Here is a 19,465-nt window from a genome sequence, read left to right as displayed (position 1 = left end):
TATGTTGTTATGGTGTGTGTCAGGTAGCCGCGCTTTGAACAGTGCAAGGATCAACCATGTTTTTGCCTCTTCTGCTATTTGATTGCGACGGCACTCTGGTCGATAGCGAGCCACTTCTGGCAGAAGAGATGGCAATCGGCCTCAATGCGGTAGGCCTTCCCTTTGTCGTTTCCGACTATATGGGTGAGTTCCGCGGTGCACGTTTTCGTCGTATTGTGGCCGAGCTGCAAGAGCGCTACGGCACGGTTGCCCGTGATCAGTTGGAAATCATGGAAAGTGCCATGCGTGCCAATCTGGCCACCCGCCTCAGCAATGAACTCACCACTATCGACGGTGCCCGCGAAGCTCTGCAGCAGTTAAGCGACTACCCCAGAGCGGTGGTTTCCAACGGGCCAGAAAAAAGATCCTCAACGCCCTGGCAACCACTGCGCTTGATGGCTACTTCAATGGCCACCTGTTCAGCGGCTATGCTGCCAACTGTTGGAAGCCAGAGCCTGGTTTACATCTTCATGCAGCACACAATATGGGGTTTGACGCTGCTGACTGCATTGCCATTGATGATGCACTAGTAGGTGTCAAGGCAGCACTGGATGCCGGGATGACAGTGGTACATCTGAACCGTTTTCCTGATGCCGAAAAAACTCCTAAAGACGCCATCATGATCAACAGCATGTATCAACTACCCACTGTCATTCAGCAGTTGACGCGTGAAAGATGGGGTAATAGCACCACACTCAAACGTTATAAAGGAGCCTAATCATGGCGTCATTACGTGATCAGCTCGGCGGGCTTGTTTACTCGACAGAACAGGGTGATATCTGCCCGGACTGTCGCCAGGCGCTTGAAAGCTGCTGCTGTGATGACCTTGCTGAACGGGCACGCATTGCCTCACTTGATGGTATCGTGCGCATTCGCCGCGAAACCAGTGGCCGCAAGGGTAAGGGCGTCACTACACTGTCAGGTATCCCTTTGCCCGAAAAGGAGCTCAAGGTACTGGCCAAGCAGCTGAAGAAACGCTGCGGTACTGGCGGCGCGGTCAAGGAGGGAGTCATTGAAATCCAGGGTGATCATCGTGAAATGCTCAAACAAGCGCTCACTGAACATGGTTACCAAGCAAAACTTGCCGGTGGTTGAACCCAACTGAATCGACCATCGGCTTACCAAGGCATTCGTTATGGTTTGGCTGGAATACCTGCTACCACTGATTTTTCTATTTCCGATGGCCGCTATGGCGGCCATCGTTCTTGCCTTGCGTAGTCTGTATGATGCCCGCGTTAATTCTCCCTTTGATGCCCACCCATTGCGCACGCCCGGCCAGGCCTTACGTAATCGTCTTGATCAGGCATTTTCTAGCCTTTTCCTTAACGGCACCTTAGGGCCGCTGATCAGCCTTGCACCCTTGGTTTATGGCATGGGCAGGATGTTGTTTGTCGATCGCCAGGACTGGGTGGAGTGGGCGCTTTATGGGCTGCTGAGCACGGTTCTGGTGCTGGTTTTTTCACTGTTGCTGGTACGCGATTACCAGCGTATCCGACGCCTCAAGCTTGGGCTGGCCTGTGAACTCGCTGTCGGCCAAGAGCTGGAAAGATTGATCCGGCCTGACGCGCATCCTTACTATATCTTTCATGATGTACCTACAGACAGCTTTACCATTGATCATGTAGTCGTCACACCACACGGAGTCTTTGTGGTGGAAACCCGGGCGCGTTCCAAAGCGCTGGGAAGCAATGGCAAAGAGTTGACTCAGGTATTTGTAGAGCATGAGCGTCTGCGCTTCCCGCATTGGCAGGAGCGCCGCCCCTTGTACAAGACAAGACAGGCGGCTCACTGGATCGCTGAGTGGCTGGAAAAGAACTGCGGCATCAGCGTTCCTGTTCGCGGGGTTCTGGTCTTGCCCGGCTGGGAAATTGACACCTCCGAAGCCGCTGATGATATTCTCGTTGTAAGTGGTGACGGTCTGGCTCAAAAGCTTTCAGAACTGCTTCTAGGCGAGCTTGATGATGCCCTGCATGACAAGATTATCTATCTGCTACTTGAACGGGCCCGTTTGATGGAAGGCAAGCCACTGCGACAGCCTTCCGTTTGAATGCGTCTTACCTTTTTAACTGCTGCCTTTAAGCTTGCCACCCATTTCCTGTGCCAGATCAACGGCAAAGTGGTCCGTCATGCCGCCAATAAAGTCCAGCATACGGCGATAGCTGGCGTATAGCGTCCAGTCACGCTGTGGCGTGTTTTCGCCTATCAGGGCCAACACCCTCTGATGCTTGAAGGACAAGCGCCCGGTGTGATGCAACTCATGGGCAGCGCCTATAAAGGCTTCCAGCAAGATGCCCAGCGTCGTGTAGGCACCAATTTCAAGTTTTGCCTTTCTTTCGTTCTGGAATATCCTTTCTCTTGCCAGCTGCTTGGCCGCACGCACCCCCAACCCAAATCAGGGTGACAAAGTTCCAGCAGGTCATTTTCCAGACGGCCTGCTAACAGCGCCTGCTCATGCTGAACAAACACAGCACTGACTTCATTCACCGCCCGCTCCATTGCCGAGCCGCGCAGAAGCGCAATGCGTCGTCGCTGGGAGACGCCGCGCTTTTGCATTTCAAGATATTCAACGGGCACCTCCCCGGCAATATGCTTGAGAATGTCACTCACCTCACTGTAGTGCAGAATCCCCATCTCCAGCCCATCTTCCAGATCTAGAAGGGCATAGCAAATATCATCCGCCGCTTCTACCAACCAGGCCAGCGGATGGCGACACCAACGATTGTCTCCCTGCGCTAAAAGCCCGAGTGCTTCAGCCACTTCACGCAATATGTCCAGTTCTGACTGGTAAGCGCCAAACTTACCTTCCTGAGTTCGATGCTCAACGCTCCAGGGATATTTCAACAAGGTGCCCAGAGTTGCTGCTGTCATGCGCATGCCGCCCTGGAACTGGTTGTACTCAATCTGGGTGATGACTCGAAATCCTTGGGCATTACCTTCATAGGTAAGCAAGTCATCCCGTTCAGGCGTTGATAAGCCACCCAGCAGGCCACTGCTCTCAGCGCGCTGGAACCAGTCACGGATAGCATACTCACCGGCATGGCCAAACGGAGGATTACCAATATCATGTCCAAGGCAGGCCGTCTGGATAATGACACCCAAATCAGCAGGTGATATCCAGCTAGGTAAACGGCTTCCCAATAGTTCACCCACGCTCATACCCAAGGAGCGGCCAACACAGCCCACTTCCAGCGAATGCGTCAAACGGGTATGGATATGATCATTCTCGGTTAAGGGATGTACCTGCGTCTTACGCCCCAGGCGGCGAAATGACCCTGAAAAAATGATACGGTCATGATCTTTATGGAAAGGGCTTCGACCAATCTCACGACTGCTGCCGAGGCGTTTGTCGTGCAAACGTTGTGGTGAAAGCAGCTGCTCCCAGCGCATTGATGTCATCAGGCTCCTCCTTAGATGCTGCATTCTGACACAAAAAGCTGGCAAATTTCGTCCACCCAAAAACAAAAACCCCATCACGTCGTCATTCCCGAGTGGGGTTATCGGGAACCCACCTTGACCTTTTCAGCCAAGGCCACCAAAACCTAAGGTCAAAATGGATTCCCGCTAACAGCATGCGGTGCAGCAGGAACACGGAATTGCGCACAGCAAAACGCCCCATGAACAGCGTGCATGGGGCGTTTCTTAATAAGTGCCTGACGAGGACGGCGCCGGGCTGCCGAGCCTCTCCATGGAGAGACCCCTATTTTCCTTTCGCTATTCGCCACACAAACAAAAAACCCAGCCGGTTGGCTGGGTTTTTTTGCGGTATAAGTGCCTGACGATGACCTACTCTCGCATGGGGAGACCCCACACTACCATCGGCGCTAAGCGGTTTCACTGCTGAGTTCGGCAAGGGATCAGGTGGTTCCCACTCGCTATGGTCGTCAGGCGTAACGGGTAATACATCAAGCTGATGCGCAGGCGGTTAATGGATGGCCTGCACTGTACGTGTTTGTAAACTGTCCGCGCTCCTGCTTTCGCTTTTGCGCGTGTGATGCGTCTCTGCGTATCCGGCTGGCTTATTCAGCCATCGTTATCACTGCTACCAGACCCCTTGGGTGTTATAGGGTCAAGCCTCACGGGCCATTAGTACACGTTAGCTCAACGCCTTGCAGCGCTTCCACACCGTGCCTATCAACCAGCTGGTCTCGCTGGGCCCTTCAGGAGGCTCTAGGCCTCAGGGATGTCTCATCTTGAAGGGGGCTTCCCGCTTAGATGCTTTCAGCGGTTATCCCGTCCGCACTTAGCTACCCGGCAATGCCACTGGCGTGACAACCGGAACACCAGAGGTGCGTCCACTCCGGTCCTCTCGTACTAGGAGCAGCCCTTCTCAAACATCCTACGCCCACGGCAGATAGGGACCGAACTGTCTCACGACGTTCTAAACCCAGCTCGCGTACCACTTTAAATGGCGAACAGCCATACCCTTGGGACCGACTTCAGCCCCAGGATGTGATGAGCCGACATCGAGGTGCCAAACACCGCCGTCGATGTGAACTCTTGGGCGGTATCAGCCTGTTATCCCCGGAGTACCTTTTATCCGTTGAGCGATGGCCCTTCCATACAGAACCACCGGATCACTAGAACCTGCTTTCGCACCTGCTCGACGTGTCTGTCTCGCAGTCAAGCACCCTTATGCTCTTGCACTCATTGCACGATGTCCGACCGTGCTGAGGGTACCTTCGTGCTCCTCCGTTACGCTTTGGGAGGAGACCGCCCCAGTCAAACTACCCACCACACACTGTCCTCGATCCGGATAACGGACCTGAGTGAGAACGCCAATGATGCCAGGCTGGTATTTCAAGGGTGGCTCCGCTCGAACTGGCGTCCGAGGTTCAAAGCCTCCCAGCTATCCTACACAGGCAACATCAGCGTCCAGTGTGAAGCTATAGTAAAGGTTCACGGGGTCTTTCCGTCTAGCCGCGGGTACACCGCATCTTCACGGCGATTTCAATTTCACTGAGTCTCGGGTGGAGACAGCGTGGCCATCATTACGCCATTCGTGCAGGTCGGAACTTACCCGACAAGGAATTTCGCTACCTTAGGACCGTTATAGTTACGGCCGCCGTTTACCGGGGCTTCGATCAAGAGCTTCTCCGAGGATAACACCATCACTTAACCTTCCGGCACCGGGCAGGCGTCACACCCTATACGTCGTCTTACGACTTGGCAGAGTGCTGTGTTTTTACTAAACAGTTGCAGCCACCTGGTATCTTCGACCGGTTCGGGCTTGGAGAGCAAGTCTCGTCACCCTACGCCGGCGTGCCTTCTCCCGAAGTTACGGCACCATTTTGCCTAGTTCCTTCACCCGAGTTCTCTCAAGCGCCTTGGGATTCTCACCCTGACCACCTGTGTCGGTTTGGGGTACGGTCGCACATGATCTGAAGCTTAGAGGCTTTTCCTGGAAGCGTGGCATCGATGACTTCCTGACCGTGGTCAGTTCGTTTCGCATCTCGGCTTTAAGCGCCCGGATTTACCTGAGCGCTCGGCCTACTTGCTTTCACCAGGACAACCAACGCCTGGCTCACCTAGCCTTCTCCGTCCCCCATCGCAATCATGTCCGGTACGGGAATATTGACCCGTTTCCCATCGACTACGCCTTTCGGCCTCGCCTTAGGGGCCGACTCACTCTGCTCCGATTAGCGTCGAACAGAAACCCTTGGTCTTCCGGCGAGGGCGTTTTTCACGCCCTTTATCGTTACTCATGTCAGCATTCGCACTCGTGATACCTCCAGCGAACTTCTCAATTCACCTTCATTGGCTTACACGACGCTCCTCTACCGCTCACACCTAAGTGTGAACCCGTAGCTTCGGTACCTGATTTAGCCCCGTTACATCTTCCGCGCAGGCCGACTCGACTAGTGAGCTATTACGCTTTCTTTAAAGGATGGCTGCTTCTAAGCCAACCTCCTAGCTGTCTGAGCCTTCCCACATCGTTTCCCACTTAATCAGGATTTCGGGACCTTAGCTGACGGTCTGGGTTGTTTCCCTTTTCACAACGGACGTTAGCACCCGCTGTGTGTCTCCCACGCGTCACTCACCGGTATTCGGAGTTTGCCTCGGGTTGGTAAGTCGGGATGACCCCCTAGCCGAAACAGTGCTCTACCCCCGGTGGTGCTGCATGAGGCGCTACCTAAATAGCTTTCGAGGAGAACCAGCTATCTCCGAGCTTGATTAGCCTTTCACTCCGATCCACAAGTCATCCAAATCTTTTTCAACAGATCCTGGTTCGGGCCTCCAATTGATGTTACTCAATCTTCACCCTGCTCATGGATAGATCGCTCGGTTTCGGGTCTATATCCTGCGACTGGTGCGCCCAGTTAAGACTCGCTTTCGCTACGGCTCCCCTATACGGTTAACCTCGCCACAGAATATAAGTCGCTGACCCATTATACAAAAGGTACGCCGTCACGGAACAAGTCCGCTCCGACTGCTTGTACGCACACGGTTTCAGGGTCTATTTCACTCCCCTCTCCGGGGTTCTTTTCGCCTTTCCCTCACGGTACTGGTTCACTATCGGTCAGCCAGGAGTATTTAGCCTTGGAGGATGGTCCCCCCGTCTTCAGTCAAGGTTTCTCGTGCCCCGACCTACTCGATTTCACAGGATCAGATTTTCGACTACGGGGCTATCACCCGCTATGGCCGCGCTTCCCAGCGCATTCGTCTAATCAGTCACCTGCTTAAGGGCTGGTCCCCGTTCGCTCGCCGCTACTAGGGAATCTCGGTTGATTTCTTTTCCTCAGGGTACTTAGATGTTTCAGTTCCCCTGGTTCGCCTCCTGTCACCTATGTATTCAGTGCAGGATACTCATCTTGTGATGAGTGGGTTTCCCCATTCAGAAATGCCCGGGTCACAGGTTGTTTGCCACCTCGCCGAGCCTTATCGCAGGCTTCCACGTCTTTCATCGCCTCTGGCTGCCTAGGCATCCACCGTGTGCGCTTCATTGCTTGACCCTATAACCCGAAGGAGTCTGGGGTTCGCAATGATAACGATTGCCGGATACGCTTGAGACGTATCATATAACAATTTACTACGTACAAACCTCTCAGAGTGTTGTTAGTCACACAGAATGCGATTAACCACCCTCTTAAGAAGGTTTTTATCAGCTTGATATATTATTAAAGAGCGACTGCTATAAGCAGTGATAAGCGTTTTTCTTTCGCTTATCACTGCATATCAACAGCTTACTTGATCAGGTAATTCATTGTGAGCGCTTACCGCGAGGATGATGCATCGTTTAAGGAGGTGATCCAGCCGCAGGTTCCCCTACGGCTACCTTGTTACGACTTCACCCCAGTCATGAACCACACCGTGGTGATCGCCCTCTTGCGTTAGGCTAACCACTTCTGGTGCAGTCCACTCCCATGGTGTGACGGGCGGTGTGTACAAGGCCCGGGAACGTATTCACCGTGACATTCTGATTCACGATTACTAGCGATTCCGACTTCACGGAGTCGAGTTGCAGACTCCGATCCGGACTGAGACCGGCTTTAAGGGATTCGCTGACTCTCGCGAGTTCGCAGCCCTTTGTACCGGCCATTGTAGCACGTGTGTAGCCCTACTCGTAAGGGCCATGATGACTTGACGTCGTCCCCACCTTCCTCCGGTTTGTCACCGGCAGTCTCCTTAGAGTTCCCACCATTACGTGCTGGCAAATAAGGACAAGGGTTGCGCTCGTTACGGGACTTAACCCAACATTTCACAACACGAGCTGACGACAGCCATGCAGCACCTGTCTCTGCGTTCCCGAAGGCACCCAGTGATCTCTCACCGATTCGCAGGATGTCAAGAGTAGGTAAGGTTCTTCGCGTTGCATCGAATTAAACCACATGCTCCACCGCTTGTGCGGGCCCCCGTCAATTCATTTGAGTTTTAACCTTGCGGCCGTACTCCCCAGGCGGTCGACTTATCGCGTTAACTTCGCCACAAAGTGCGCTAGGCACCCAACGGCTGGTCGACATCGTTTACGGCGTGGACTACCAGGGTATCTAATCCTGTTTGCTACCCACGCTTTCGCACCTCAGTGTCAGTGTCAGTCGAAGGCCGCCTTCGCCACTGGTATTCCTCCCGATCTCTACGCATTTCACCGCTACACCGGGAATTCTACCTTCCTCTCCTGCACTCTAGCCTGACAGTTCCGGATGCCGTTCCCAGGTTGAGCCCGGGGCTTTCACAACCGGCTTATCAAGCCACCTACGCGCGCTTTACGCCCAGTAATTCCGATTAACGCTTGCACCCTCCGTATTACCGCGGCTGCTGGCACGGAGTTAGCCGGTGCTTCTTCTGCGAGTGATGTCTTTCCTGGCGGGTATTAACCACCAGGCGTTCTTCCTCGCTGAAAGTGCTTTACAACCCGAGGGCCTTCTTCACACACGCGGCATGGCTGGATCAGGCTTGCGCCCATTGTCCAATATTCCCCACTGCTGCCTCCCGTAGGAGTTCGGGCCGTGTCTCAGTCCCGATGTGGCTGATCATCCTCTCAGACCAGCTACGGATCGTCGCCTTGGTGAGCCATTACCTCACCAACCAGCTAATCCGGCATAGGCTCATCCGATAGCGGGAGCCAAAGCCCCCTTTCTCCCGTAGGACGTATGCGGTATTAGCCTGAGTTTCCCCAGGTTATCCCCCACTATCGGGTAAATTCCTATGCGTTACTCACCCGTCCGCCGCTCGTCAGCATCTAGCAAGCTAGATCTGTTACCGCTCGACTTGCATGTGTTAGGCCTGCCGCCAGCGTTCAATCTGAGCCATGATCAAACTCTTCAGTTTAAAATCATTGTGATGCTTACCTGTCACCTGAAGGTAACAAAAGCGCATCAAACTTGGCTCAAGGTTCAAACGAATTCATTCAATACACAATCGAAGGCCGAGGCTTAAGATTGTCTTGCTGAGTCGCTTGCCTTGATATTTGGTGATTTATTACCCTCATCGGCAAGCGCCCACATGAATTACCTGATCAAATTATTAAAGAGCTGTTCGCGAGACGGTTATCAAACCTTGTCATTCGTTGACCTGAATGACTTGCCTCAGCGAGGAAGACGTATTCTACGCATTCCTGTGTGTTTGTCAACCGCTGATTCGATTCCGTATTTTGATCGATTTCAGCTAGGAAATTCGACGCGGCAACTTCTCGCCAACGTTTTCTCTAACTTTCTGACAAACCGAAGGTTTTCACCTCCGAACTTACGAATAAGTACCGCTGGTAACGCTGTGCGTCCCCGGCAGCGGATGCGTACTTTACGGATTTGCCGGCGGGGATGCAAGGACTTTATGAAAAAGTTCAAATAAGCGTCACACGGGCGTAACGTTTCTTCCCAGCCTGAATAACGTAAACCTGACCCGTTGCCAGCATCGTATCCTGAGCAACGACGTCGCCATCGACTTTCACACTGCCGTTTTTCAGCATGTCTTTGGCCTGGGCGCTATTCTTGGTCAGACCGGAACGGTTTAGCACGGCGGCTATCGGCGCCTGCTCGGCGGCATCGAAATTAACTTCGACTTCAGGCAGGTCTTCCGGGAGTTCGCCATCCGCTAACTGGTTACCTGCTGACTTATGGGCATTGGCGGCCGCTTCATCACCGTGGTAGCGGGCAATCAACTCGCGTGCCAGTTCCATTTTGATATCACGCGGATTCGCCCCCTGCTCAGCGCTCTGTTTGAGCGCGTCAATTTCTTCATTGGATTTTAGAGAGAGCAGCTCAAAATAGCGCCACATCAAACTATCAGGCATCGACACCAGCTTGTTGAACATGGAGCCTGGTGCTTCATCAACTCCCACATAGTTACCCAGCGACTTGGACATTTTCTGCACGCCGTCCAGCCCTTCAAGCAGCGGCATGGTGATAACGACCTGCGGCTCCTGACCAAAGTGCTTTTGTATTTCCCGCCCCATCAGCAGGTTGAATTTCTGATCGGTTCCGCCGAGCTCCACATCAGCTTCCAGGGCAACAGAATCGTAGCCCTGAACAAGCGGATAAAGAAATTCATGAATGGCAATTGACTGGTTAGCCCGATAGCGCTTCTCAAAATCATCGCGTTCAAGCATACGCGCCACCGTGCTCTGCGCAGCCAGCTCAATCATCTTGGCGGCACTTAGCTCACCAAACCACTCGGCATTGAAGCGCACTTCGGTTTTTTCGGGATCAAGGATCTTGAAGACCTGTTCCTTGTAGGTTTCAGCATTGGCTTTTACGTCTGCTTCGGTTAGCGGCTTGCGCGTGACGTTCTTACCCGTGGGGTCACCAATACGCCCGGTGAAATCGCCGATCAGAAAAATAACCGTATGGCCAAGATCCTGAAACTGGCGCATCTTGGTCAGCAAAACACTGTGCCCCAGGTGCAGATCAGGCGCGGTGGGGTCGAATCCGGCTTTGATGCGCAACTTGCGACCCGAAGCGAGCTTTTGCTTCAGTTCATCTTCAACCAGAATTTCATGCGTACCGCGCGACAGTAACGCCAGCGCCTGATCCACCTCACTCATTGCCTCTTCTCTCCGTTAGACTCGAACCACCCAATACAGGGCGCTAGAATGATCAATAACGTACGATGTTACCATGATCATTCTACGGGGTTGAGCTTTTGCAAAGGGATCACCCAGCAATTTACTGGCAACTGGCATTAACACCGTTTCGTAGCTCGTAACTCGTAGCCACTTGACTGAATCACAGAGATGCCTCCATGCACCTTTCATCACAACAATCTTTACAGCAAGGCTTGCCGCAGCGCTATATTGGCTTAATGTCAGGCACCAGCCTTGACAGTATTGATGCCGCATTAATTGAAATCACGCCCAATACCCTCCCTCGTCTAGTGACTACCCATGCTCTTGCCATTCCTGCCGCGCTGCGCGAGCAGCTGTTAATGCTATGCCATAGTGACCGCGCCCTGTTTTCACAGCTGGCGTCTGCAGAGCAGGCTTTTAGTGAGCTGCAGGCCAAAGCGGTCAAAGGCTTATTAATGGATGCGCAGCTTGATGCTGACGCTATCTGTGCGATAGGCAGCCACGGCCAGACCATTGAACATGCGCCAGGCGGCCACCATGCCGGCCCGGCCTACACCTTACAGTTGGACAACCCCAGCCTACTGGCCGAACTGACAGGATGTACTGTCGTGGCAGATTTTCGTCGCCGCGATTTGGCCGCTGGCGGGCAGGCAGCCCCTCTGGCACCAGCGTTTCATCAGGCGTTATTTCAAGATGGGCGCCAGCCACACGGAGTATTGAATCTGGGCGGCTTTGCCAATATCACCTGGCTGCCTGCTGGAAATGGCACGCCGCTGGGGTTCGATACTGGCCCAGCTAATGTGCTGCTGGATGCCTGGTATCAGCGTCATCATAGTGATGCGCTGTTTGACCGTGACGGCCACTGGGCAAATAGCGGCACCGTCGACCTATCGTTACTGGAACGCCTGTTGAGTGAGCCTTTCTTTCACCAGCCACCACCCCGCAGCACCGGGCGTGAGCTGTTTCATTTAACCTGGCTAGAAGGCTACCTTAACGGCCAAGAGGCGGCTCAGGACGTACAAGCCACCCTGGCAGAACTGACGGCCAGAAGCGTTGCCGAGGGCGTTCAGCAACTGGCCCAGCATCAGCCGTTCAAGCTGATTATTGCCGGGGGCGGCGCGCGTAATAGTGATCTGTGCAAGCGTATTGCCGAGCGCCTTTCTCAGGCCACTCTGATGACGCCAGATACCTGGGGCTGGCCAGCAGACTGGATTGAGGCTGGGGCTTTCGCGTGGTTAGCCTACCGGCGTTTACATCAACTCCCGGGTAACCTGCCCAGCGTGACTGGCGCTGCAGGCACTCGCGTACTCGGCGGTATCTACGCGCCCTGAACTACCTTCACATCCACCTGATTCAGTAATCATCTTCATCACGTAACGCCAAGCCACTGGGCACCCTGTTTTCCAACCCAGTGGCCGATGTGTCATTGGCGCCACCGAACTTCATCATCATGCGTAGATCATTGGCAGAATCAGCATGCGCCAGCGCAACATCGGCACTGATCTTACCTGCATTGAAAAGATCAAAAAGCGCCTGATCAAACGTCTGCATACCATCATCACGGGATTTCGACATGGTAGTCTTGATCTCGCCCACCTCACCTTTACTGATCAGATCGGCAATGCGTGGCGAACGCAGCATGATTTCCACAGCAGCCGAACGGCCAGCGGCTTTATTAGGCAGTAACTGCTGGGCCACCACTGCCTTCAGGTTGAGCGACAGATCCATCCAGATCTGCTCATGACGTTCGTGAGGGAAGAAATGAATGATCCGATCCAATGCCTGGTTGGCGTTGTTAGCGTGCAAGGTCGCCAGACACAAATGGCCCGTCTCGGCGAACGTCAGCGCATGCTCCATGGTTTCGCGGGTGCGGATTTCACCAATCAGAATCACATCAGGCGCCTGGCGCAAAGTGTTCTTCAAGGCGACCTCGAAAGACTCGGTATCGATCCCGACTTCGCGCTGATTGATAATCGCCCGCTTGTGTGGATGAAGATACTCGATCGGATCTTCAACGCTGATGATATGACCACCCAGCGTTTCATTACGCTGCTGGATCATTGAGGCTAGAGTGGTCGACTTGCCCGTACCGGTACCGCCCACCACCAGCACCAGGCCGCGTTTCTCCTGAGCCAGGGAGGCCAGCATTGCAGGCATTCCCAGCTGCTCAAGCTTAGGAATCTCATGGCTGATGCGTCGCACCACCATCGCCAACTGATTGCGCTGCTGGAAGGCACTGACCCTGAAGCGGCCTTTACCCCCAATACTCAGCGCAAAATTGGCTTCATGCTCCTGCTGAAAACGCGCGCGCAGACCTTCAGGAAGGGTATGCATCACCAACTCACGAACCTGATGTTCATTCAGCCCCTGTTGGCCAAGCGGCATCAGACCATCTGGTGTTTTCAGGCTGGGCGGTGCACCGACGGATACCAGCAAATCAGACGCCTGCTGTTCGACCATGATATCCAGTAGCTGATGCAGCCACTCTGTGGGAGTCACGCTTTGGCTCATCACATCCTCCTCAATCCTGCCGTTGGACATTTGCTGATAGGCATCGCATACCCTTACAGGGAAAGTTCACCCTTGGCCCGCGACTGGGCATCTTCGCGGCTTACCAAACCTTCCTTCACCAACTGTTTAAGCGAGGCATCCAGGGTTTGCATCCCCAGGCCACCGCTGGTTTGCATGGCCGAGTAGATTTGCGCAATCTTGTCTTCGCGAATGAGGTTACGAATAGCCGAGGTAGCGATCAGGATTTCATGAGCGGCCACCCGTCCGCCGCCTTCACGTTTAAGTAGCGTCTGGGAAACCACCGCCTGCAGGGATTCCGAGAGCATTGAGCGCACCATGGATTTTTCCTCGCCGGGGAAGACATCAACAATACGATCAATGGTCTTCGCCGCCGAAGTGGTATGCAGGGTACCAAACACCAAATGCCCGGTTTCAGCAGCCGTCAACGCCAGGCGAATGGTTTCCAGGTCACGCAGTTCACCCACCAGAATGACGTCTGGATCTTCCCGCAAGGCACTGCGCAAGGCATCTGCAAAGCTATGGGTATCGCGGTGAACTTCACGCTGGTTGATCAGGCAACGCTTGCTGGTATGCACAAATTCCACCGGGTCTTCGATGGTCAGAATATGCTCGTAGCGGTGGTTATTAACATAGTCAATCATCGCCGCCAGAGTGGTACTTTTGCCTGAACCTGTGGGGCCGGTCACCAGCACCAGCCCGCGCGGCAGCATGGCCAAGCGTTCAAACACCTCGCCCAGCCCCAGGGCTTCCATTGACAAGACTTCGCTTGGAATAGTGCGGAACACTGCCCCGGCCCCTCGGGCATGATTAAAGGCGTTCACCCTGAAGCGCGCTACCCCCGGCACTTCGAAGGAAAAGTCGACTTCCAGGTGCTCTTCGTAGTCACGCCGCTGGCGATCGCCCATAATATCGTAAATCAGCGCGCGGACTTCCTTATTGTCCATGGCGGGCACATTGAGTCGGCGAATATCGCCGTCAACGCGTATCATGGGCGGAAGGCCTGACGACAGATGCAAGTCAGAGGCATTCTGCTTTGCCGAGAATGCCAGCAGTTCGGTAATATCCATCTTTCTTCCCAGCTGCGGTAAGGTAATCGAGTATGACAGACAATGCGCTTTCTGAGTCGCTCATCCGGGCACGCCATCGCCTGGAAAAGGCGCTCATCGACGCTGGACGCCCGACCACCGATGCCACACTGCTGGCGGTGAGCAAGACAAAGCCTGCCAGCATGATTCGCCAGGCGTATGCGGCAGGTCAACAGGCGTTCGGAGAAAACTATCTGCAAGAGGCTCTCGATAAGCAGACTGAACTCGCCGATCTGGCTGACATTGAATGGCATTTTATCGGGCCGTTACAGTCGAATAAAACCCGTGCCGTAGCGGAAAACTTTGCCTGGGTGCATAGCGTTGACCGATTGAAAATTGCCAAGCGCCTCAGTGAGCAGCGCCCCAATGACAGTGCGCCGCTCAACGTCTGCCTTCAGGTCAATATCAGCAAGGAAGAAACGAAATCTGGCGTATTACCGGAAGCATTGGGCGAATTGGCCGCTGAGGTCGCCCGTCTGCCCCGTCTTCGGCTGCGTGGTTTGATGGCCATTCCAGCGCCAGCCGATACGCTGGAGGCGCAGCGCCAGCCGCTGGCAGCATTAAGGGAAGCATTTGAACGCCTCAAAAGCGACCTGCCGGATGCGCCGCTGGATACACTTTCGATGGGCATGAGTGATGACCTCGAAGCGGCCATTCTTGAAGGCGCGACTCAGGTGCGGCTGGGCACCGCTATTTTTGGTGCTCGCGACGCGCGCTAGGGCCTAACCACCGCTGAAACACACATTTTACAACAGGATTTTTCATGGCGACCAACATCACTTTTATCGGCGCAGGTAACATGGCCAGCGCTATTATCGGCGGGCTGATCGACAGCGGCATTGCCCCTGACAGCATTACCGCTACGTCTCCCACTGAGGACATGCTGCGCCCTGTCAGCCAGCGCTTTGGAGTGAATACCCAGACGGATAACAATGCGGCCATTTGCAATGCCGATGTGGTTGTGCTCGCCGTCAAGCCTCAAATCATGCGTGACGTGTGCGAGGCCATGCAGGAAACCGTCCTGCAGCAACGCCCGCTGATTGTTTCCATCGCCGCGGGTCTTGATGCCGAAACCATCAATCAATGGCTAGGCGGGGGCCACGCGGTGGTGCGCTGCATGCCTAACACGCCTTCGCTGGTTGGCTACGGTGCCAGCGGCCTGTTTGCTAATCAGGCGGTAACGTCTGAACAGCGCGACACGGCTGCCCAGATGATGGAAGCCGTTGGAATTGTTGAGTGGGTTGAAGACGAAGCACTGATAGATGCCGTGATCGCCGTCTCCGGCAGTGCTCCGGCCTACTTCTTCCTGATGTTTGAAGCCATGGAAGAAGCTGCCGTCAAACTGGGCCTGCCTGCTGATACCGCACGCCGCCTGGCCATTCAGACGGCACTGGGTGCCGCCACCATGGCCCAACGCAGCGAAGACACACCCGCCACCTTGAAACAGAATGTCATGTCGCCCGGCGGCACAACCGAACGCGCCATCCAGCACATGGAAGACGCCGAGCTGCGTAAAACGATTGCTGATGCCATGCAAGCCTGCGCCGACCGCGCCCAGGCCATGTCCAAAGAGCTTAGCGCCGGTTAATAACCACTTTACGACGATTTAAATAACGGAGATCTTCTATGGGCAATTCCTTGGGCAGCGCTGGCTTGATGTTGGTCAACTCACTGATCAATATCTACCTGTTTATCCTGATGCTGCGTTTTTTACTGCAAGCTTCACAGGCGGATTATTACAATCCGATGAGTCAATCCGTGGTCAAGATCACCCAGCCTGTGGTGGGGCTGTTCCAGGGCTTTCTTGGCCCGGTGGCCGGGCGCTTTGACCTCGCCACCCTGGCCGCTGGCTTTACCCTTAAAGTCGTCAGCATGGTCGTCATTTTTATGCTGGTCGGCGTTGGCATTCCACCGATTGTCGGCCTGCTGATCGGCGGTGTCGCTGCTATTGCTAACGCCATTCTGAAGATTTATTTCTTTGCCCTGATCATCATGATCATTCTCAGCTGGGTGGCTCCCAATGCCAGCCATCCGGGAGCAATGCTGGTGATGCAACTGGTCGAGCCCATCATGGCGCCCGTGCGCAAGGTCATTCCGCCATTAGGTATGATCGACCTGTCTCCCATCGTGGTATTTATTGCCATCAATCTTCTCGACGGCCTGGTGGTAGGGGCGCTGGTAAGAGCAGCAGGTATTTCCGGCGCTCTGGTCGGGCTGTGATTCATTCAATGATTTTTTTGAATACCCGGGGTAACGTCTTTCATGCCTGAGTCGCACCGTCTTAATGACCCGCTTCCTGCGGACTCCGTGGGGATTATTACGCCGCAGGTAGCGCATTTTGATACGCCGCTTGCCCTGGCGTGTGGAAAAGTGCTGCCCGATTTTGACCTGGTTTATGAAACCTACGGCAGCCTGAATGCTGAACGCAGCAATGCCGTTCTGATTTGTCATGCGCTTTCTGGCCATCATCACGCGGCTGGGTATCACAACGATGAAGAACGCAAACCCGGTTGGTGGGATGCCCACATCGGCCCCGGCAAGTCGATTGATACCAACCACTTTTTTGTCGTATCACTGAACAACCTGGGGGGCTGCCACGGCAGCACAGGGCCATTGAGCCACAATAGTGACACCGGCCGCCTGTGGGGGCCGGATTTTCCCTTGGTGACCGTCAGTGACTGGGTCAACAGCCAGGCGCGCCTGGCTGACCGTCTGGGTATTGAACGCTGGGCAGCCGCAGTAGGCGGTAGCCTGGGCGGCATGCAGGTGCTGCAGTGGAGCATGGCGTTTCCGGAACGCATCGCCAATGCGGTGGTGATTGCCGCAACGCCCCGGCTATCAGCGCAGAATATTGCCTTTAACGAGGTCGCCCGCCAGGCCATTCGCTCAGACCCGGATTTCCACGCTGGCTGGTACAGTGAGCATCAGACCCTCCCCAAGCGCGGGCTCAAGCTAGCGCGCATGGTCGGTCATATCACCTATCTTTCTGAAGATGCCATGGGCAGCAAGTTCGGGCGTGACCTGCGCACCAATGATCTTAATTTTGGCTTCGATGTCGAATTTCAGGTGGAATCTTATCTGCGTTATCAAGGCGATACGTTCTCGACCACCTTTGATGCCAACACCTACCTACTAATGACCAAGGCGCTCGACTATTTTGACCCGGCGGCGCGTTACGCCGGCAATCTGCCCGAGGCTCTGGCCCCTGCGCAATGCCCGTTTCTGGTGGTGAGCTTTACCAGCGATTGGCGCTTTCCGCCCTCCCGCTCGCGGGAGCTGGTAGATGCCCTGATTCAGGCGGGCAAACCCGTCAGCTATGCGAATATCGACTCACCCTATGGCCATGATGCTTTCCTGCTGCCGGATGATCGCTACCACGCGGTTTTTAGCGCCTTCATGCAGCGCGCGGCCAAAGAGGCAGGGATAATGCCAGCAAACGATGAGGTGACTCAGTGATGCGCGCCGATCTGGAAATCATTTACGACTGGGTTCCCGAAAATGCTCACGTGCTGGATCTGGCCTGTGGCGATGGCGCCCTGCTTGAGGCGCTGGCTCGGGATAAAGATGTCAGTGGTTACGGACTTGAAATCGACCCGGATGGCATTACCCGCTGCATCAGCCGTGGCGTGAGCGTCATCGAGCATAACCTCGACGATGGGCTAAGCAGTTTCAGCGCTAACAGCTATGACCTGGTGATCATGACCCAGGCGCTACAGGCGCTGCGCCGCCCGGATAAAATGCTCGATGAAATGCTTCGCGTCGCTGAGGAAGGCATTATTACCTTCCCTAACTTTGCTTACTGGCGTCATCGGGTACACCTTGGCCTGCGTGGCTATATGCCAGTGTCCAAGTCATTGCCGCATGCCTGGTATGACACACCCAATATCCACCTGTCGACGTTCAACGACTTTGAACACCTGTGCCGCGATAAGGGTCTGATGATCGTTGACCGCGCCGTTGGCGTGGGTGACCACCGCGGCCATTGGACATCGCGTTTATGGCCTAACCTGTTTGGGGAAATTGCCATTTTTCGCGTTCGTCGCCGTTCTTGATCACGGGAGAATCACGACCATGCTAGAGACAACTTTCAAGCAAGCGTTATCACGAGCACAGCTTCTCAAGCGGGCTGTACTAGGCAGCCTTGTGGTTAGCGGCCTGAGCCTGGGTGCCACCGCCGCTTGCGCACAACAATACACCGAGATAGATGATTACCAGATTCACTACAGCGCCATCAGCACTGATTTTCTCAGCCCAGAAGTCGCTCAGACGTATGGTATTCAGCGCAGCGTGGGGCTTGGGCTGGTCAATGTCAGCGTCCTGCAGGAGCAGGAAGACGGCAGCATGGCACCCGTCAGTGCCAGCATTGAGGGCAGCGTAGGCGAGCTTTCCGGCAGCAGCAGTGAGGAATCATTGCGTTTCAAGACCATGCGTGAAAACGATACGATCAATCAGATATCAACCTTCAAGCTACGCCATGACGAACCCATGCGCTTTACTCTTGATGTACGCTATGACCGCAATGCCGAGCCGGAAACGGTTAGCTTTGTAGAGCGGTTCTATATCGAACGCTGAAACACTATATCGAACCTTGAAACACCAGCGCCCGCGCCAGCCTCACCGCGACGGGCGTTTCCCCGTCACGTTCAAACTCAACGCCATAGGCAAGCACTTCGACGCCTTTATTCACGACCGTTTCAAGCGCCGCCGCATAGGCGGAATCAATATGCGCGGCAGCGGTGACGTCCTCAATGGCTTCATGGGCAACGCAAAACAGCAGCACTGCCCGTTCGCCGCTTTCCGCCAGCCTGGCCAGCGTATGCAGATGTTTTAGCCCGCGTGTGCTGACGGCGTCAGGAAAATAGCCGTGGCCGTCGTTTTCCTTGAGGGTGACCTGCTTGACCTCTACCCAGGTGCGCTCACCATTGGCATCTGTGAGCATAAAATCAAGGCGCGCATCGTCCACCTTGACCTCACGGCGCAGGGTCACGAAACTCGCAAGTGGCGCGATCTGCTGCTTTGCAAGAGCAGCTTCCACAATCCTGTTAGTACGCCCGGTATGCACTGAGACCAAGGCAGCACTACCATCTGGCTGAGGCAGCTCAATCAATTCCCAGGTCCAGCCAAGTTTGCGTGCCGGATTGTCACTTGGCGATAACCATACCCTGGCGCCCGGCACATTGACCGCCTTCATTGAACCGGTATTCGGGCAGTGTGCCACCACCTCGCGGCCATCATCCAGCCTGACATCCGCCAGAAAACGCTTGTAGCGCCGCTGCAGGGTGCCTGCCACCAAGGGAGGGTAATGCTGCAG

The 19,465-nt window shown here is 54.7% G+C and carries 13 protein-coding genes, 3 rRNA genes and 2 pseudogenes; 10 read left to right on the top strand and 8 right to left on the bottom strand.

Annotated elements, in window-relative coordinates:
* Positions 1–56: 56 nt before the first annotated feature.
* The 3 genes and pseudogenes from HLB35_RS05755 to HLB35_RS05745 all read left to right on the top strand — a co-directional run bounded on the left by HLB35_RS05755 (position 57) and on the right by HLB35_RS05745 (position 2,086).
* A pseudogene (locus HLB35_RS05755) lies at positions 57–757 on the top strand (HAD family hydrolase).
* Positions 758–759: 2 nt separating this feature from the next.
* Complete coding sequence (locus tag HLB35_RS05750) at positions 760–1,134, top strand: translation initiation factor Sui1 (RefSeq protein WP_171701849.1); 375 nt, start codon at positions 760–762, stop codon at positions 1,132–1,134.
* Positions 1,135–1,174: 40 nt separating this feature from the next.
* Positions 1,175–2,086, top strand: coding sequence for a nuclease-related domain-containing protein (locus HLB35_RS05745; protein ID WP_171701848.1), 912 nt, complete (start codon positions 1,175–1,177; stop codon positions 2,084–2,086).
* Between the two features lie 15 nt (positions 2,087–2,101).
* Here HLB35_RS05745 and HLB35_RS05740 read toward each other — a convergent pair.
* The 5 genes and pseudogenes from HLB35_RS05740 to tyrS all read right to left on the bottom strand — a co-directional run bounded on the left by HLB35_RS05740 (position 2,102) and on the right by tyrS (position 10,516).
* Positions 2,102–3,435 (bottom strand): annotated as a pseudogene (locus HLB35_RS05740) (deoxyguanosinetriphosphate triphosphohydrolase).
* 374 nt (positions 3,436–3,809) lie between these two features.
* Positions 3,810–3,925, bottom strand: a 5S ribosomal RNA gene (gene rrf, locus HLB35_RS05735).
* A 176-nt stretch (positions 3,926–4,101) separates the two neighbouring features.
* Positions 4,102–6,989, bottom strand: a 23S ribosomal RNA gene (locus HLB35_RS05730).
* 285 nt (positions 6,990–7,274) lie between these two features.
* Positions 7,275–8,805 (bottom strand): 16S ribosomal RNA (locus tag HLB35_RS05725).
* Together the 16S, 23S and 5S rRNA genes form the textbook arrangement of a ribosomal RNA operon.
* Positions 8,806–9,316: 511 nt before the next feature.
* The gene (gene tyrS / locus HLB35_RS05720) at positions 9,317–10,516 is read right to left on the bottom strand and encodes a tyrosine--tRNA ligase (protein ID WP_171701847.1); all 1,200 of its coding nucleotides are present in this window, start codon (positions 10,514–10,516) and stop codon (positions 9,317–9,319) included.
* 197 nt (positions 10,517–10,713) lie between these two features.
* Here tyrS and HLB35_RS05715 point away from each other — a divergent pair, with 197 nt between their 5' ends.
* Positions 10,714–11,868: an anhydro-N-acetylmuramic acid kinase gene (locus HLB35_RS05715; protein ID WP_171701846.1), complete on the top strand. Its 1,155-nt coding sequence runs from the start codon at positions 10,714–10,716 to the stop codon at positions 11,866–11,868.
* 22 nt (positions 11,869–11,890) lie between these two features.
* On the opposite strand, the gene HLB35_RS05710 is transcribed toward HLB35_RS05715, so the two are convergent.
* Together HLB35_RS05710 and HLB35_RS05705 are read right to left on the bottom strand one after the other, a co-directional pair.
* Positions 11,891–13,048, bottom strand: a complete 1,158-nt coding sequence (locus HLB35_RS05710) for a PilT/PilU family type 4a pilus ATPase (RefSeq protein ID WP_171701845.1) — start codon at positions 13,046–13,048, stop codon at positions 11,891–11,893.
* Between the two features lie 53 nt (positions 13,049–13,101).
* Positions 13,102–14,136, bottom strand: a complete 1,035-nt coding sequence (locus HLB35_RS05705; protein WP_171701844.1) for a type IV pilus twitching motility protein PilT — start codon at positions 14,134–14,136, stop codon at positions 13,102–13,104.
* Between the two features lie 32 nt (positions 14,137–14,168).
* Here HLB35_RS05705 and HLB35_RS05700 point away from each other — a divergent pair, with 32 nt between their 5' ends.
* From HLB35_RS05700 to HLB35_RS05675, 6 genes are read left to right on the top strand one after another with little or no spacing between them, the layout of a single operon-like run.
* Positions 14,169–14,873 carry a YggS family pyridoxal phosphate-dependent enzyme gene (locus tag HLB35_RS05700; RefSeq protein ID WP_171701843.1) on the top strand — a complete coding sequence of 235 codons (705 nt, stop codon included), beginning with the start codon at positions 14,169–14,171 and terminating at the stop codon, positions 14,871–14,873.
* 44 nt (positions 14,874–14,917) lie between these two features.
* On the top strand, positions 14,918–15,742 hold the full coding sequence (gene proC, locus HLB35_RS05695; RefSeq protein WP_171701842.1) for a pyrroline-5-carboxylate reductase: 825 nt from the start codon (positions 14,918–14,920) through the stop codon (positions 15,740–15,742).
* Between the two features lie 38 nt (positions 15,743–15,780).
* Entirely contained in the window at positions 15,781–16,374 is a 594-nt protein-coding gene (locus HLB35_RS05690; protein WP_171701841.1) for a YggT family protein, read from the top strand.
* Between the two features lie 42 nt (positions 16,375–16,416).
* On the top strand, positions 16,417–17,610 hold the full coding sequence (gene metX, locus HLB35_RS05685; RefSeq protein ID WP_171701840.1) for a homoserine O-succinyltransferase MetX: 1,194 nt from the start codon (positions 16,417–16,419) through the stop codon (positions 17,608–17,610).
* Positions 17,610–18,206: a methionine biosynthesis protein MetW gene (metW, locus tag HLB35_RS05680; RefSeq protein ID WP_171702165.1), complete on the top strand. Its 597-nt coding sequence runs from the start codon at positions 17,610–17,612 to the stop codon at positions 18,204–18,206. The genes metX and metW overlap by 1 nt, the downstream gene beginning before the upstream one ends.
* 19 nt (positions 18,207–18,225) lie before the next feature.
* A complete protein-coding gene (locus HLB35_RS05675; RefSeq protein ID WP_171701839.1) occupies positions 18,226–18,726 on the top strand; it encodes a DUF4426 domain-containing protein in 501 nt (166 codons plus the stop codon).
* A gap of 4 nt (positions 18,727–18,730) precedes the next feature.
* Here the strand turns inward: HLB35_RS05675 and sfsA are convergent, their stop codons facing one another.
* Positions 18,731–19,465 (bottom strand): DNA/RNA nuclease SfsA, encoded by a 735-nt coding sequence (gene sfsA / locus HLB35_RS05670; RefSeq protein ID WP_171702164.1) that lies wholly within the window; start codon positions 19,463–19,465, stop codon positions 18,731–18,733.

The organism is Vreelandella azerica, from assembly GCF_013112225.1.
In the GTDB taxonomy this organism is placed as follows: Bacteria; Pseudomonadota; Gammaproteobacteria; order Pseudomonadales; family Halomonadaceae; genus Vreelandella; species Vreelandella azerica.
The sequence above is the reverse complement of the archived record's forward strand: the minus strand, read 5'-3'. Positions and strand labels throughout refer to the sequence as shown.

Bases quoted from the DNA above. Each gene is read 5' to 3' on its own strand.
- HLB35_RS05750 (WP_171701849.1), top strand. From the start codon at position 760: ATGGCGTCATTACGTGATCAGCTCGGCGGGCTTGTTTACTCGACAGAA.
- tyrS (WP_171701847.1), bottom strand. From the start codon at position 10,516: ATGAGTGAGGTGGATCAGGCGCTGGCGTTACTGTCGCGCGGTACGCAT.
- HLB35_RS05700 (WP_171701843.1), top strand. From the start codon at position 14,169: ATGACAGACAATGCGCTTTCTGAGTCGCTCATCCGGGCACGCCATCGC.
- HLB35_RS05715 (WP_171701846.1), top strand. From the start codon at position 10,714: ATGCACCTTTCATCACAACAATCTTTACAGCAAGGCTTGCCGCAGCGC.
- metX (WP_171701840.1), top strand. From the start codon at position 16,417: ATGCCTGAGTCGCACCGTCTTAATGACCCGCTTCCTGCGGACTCCGTG.
- metW (WP_171702165.1), top strand. From the start codon at position 17,610: ATGCGCGCCGATCTGGAAATCATTTACGACTGGGTTCCCGAAAATGCT.
- HLB35_RS05710 (WP_171701845.1), bottom strand. From the start codon at position 13,048: ATGAGCCAAAGCGTGACTCCCACAGAGTGGCTGCATCAGCTACTGGAT.
- proC (WP_171701842.1), top strand. From the start codon at position 14,918: ATGGCGACCAACATCACTTTTATCGGCGCAGGTAACATGGCCAGCGCT.
- HLB35_RS05745 (WP_171701848.1), top strand. From the start codon at position 1,175: ATGGTTTGGCTGGAATACCTGCTACCACTGATTTTTCTATTTCCGATG.
- HLB35_RS05690 (WP_171701841.1), top strand. From the start codon at position 15,781: ATGGGCAATTCCTTGGGCAGCGCTGGCTTGATGTTGGTCAACTCACTG.
- HLB35_RS05705 (WP_171701844.1), bottom strand. From the start codon at position 14,136: ATGGATATTACCGAACTGCTGGCATTCTCGGCAAAGCAGAATGCCTCT.
- HLB35_RS05675 (WP_171701839.1), top strand. From the start codon at position 18,226: ATGCTAGAGACAACTTTCAAGCAAGCGTTATCACGAGCACAGCTTCTC.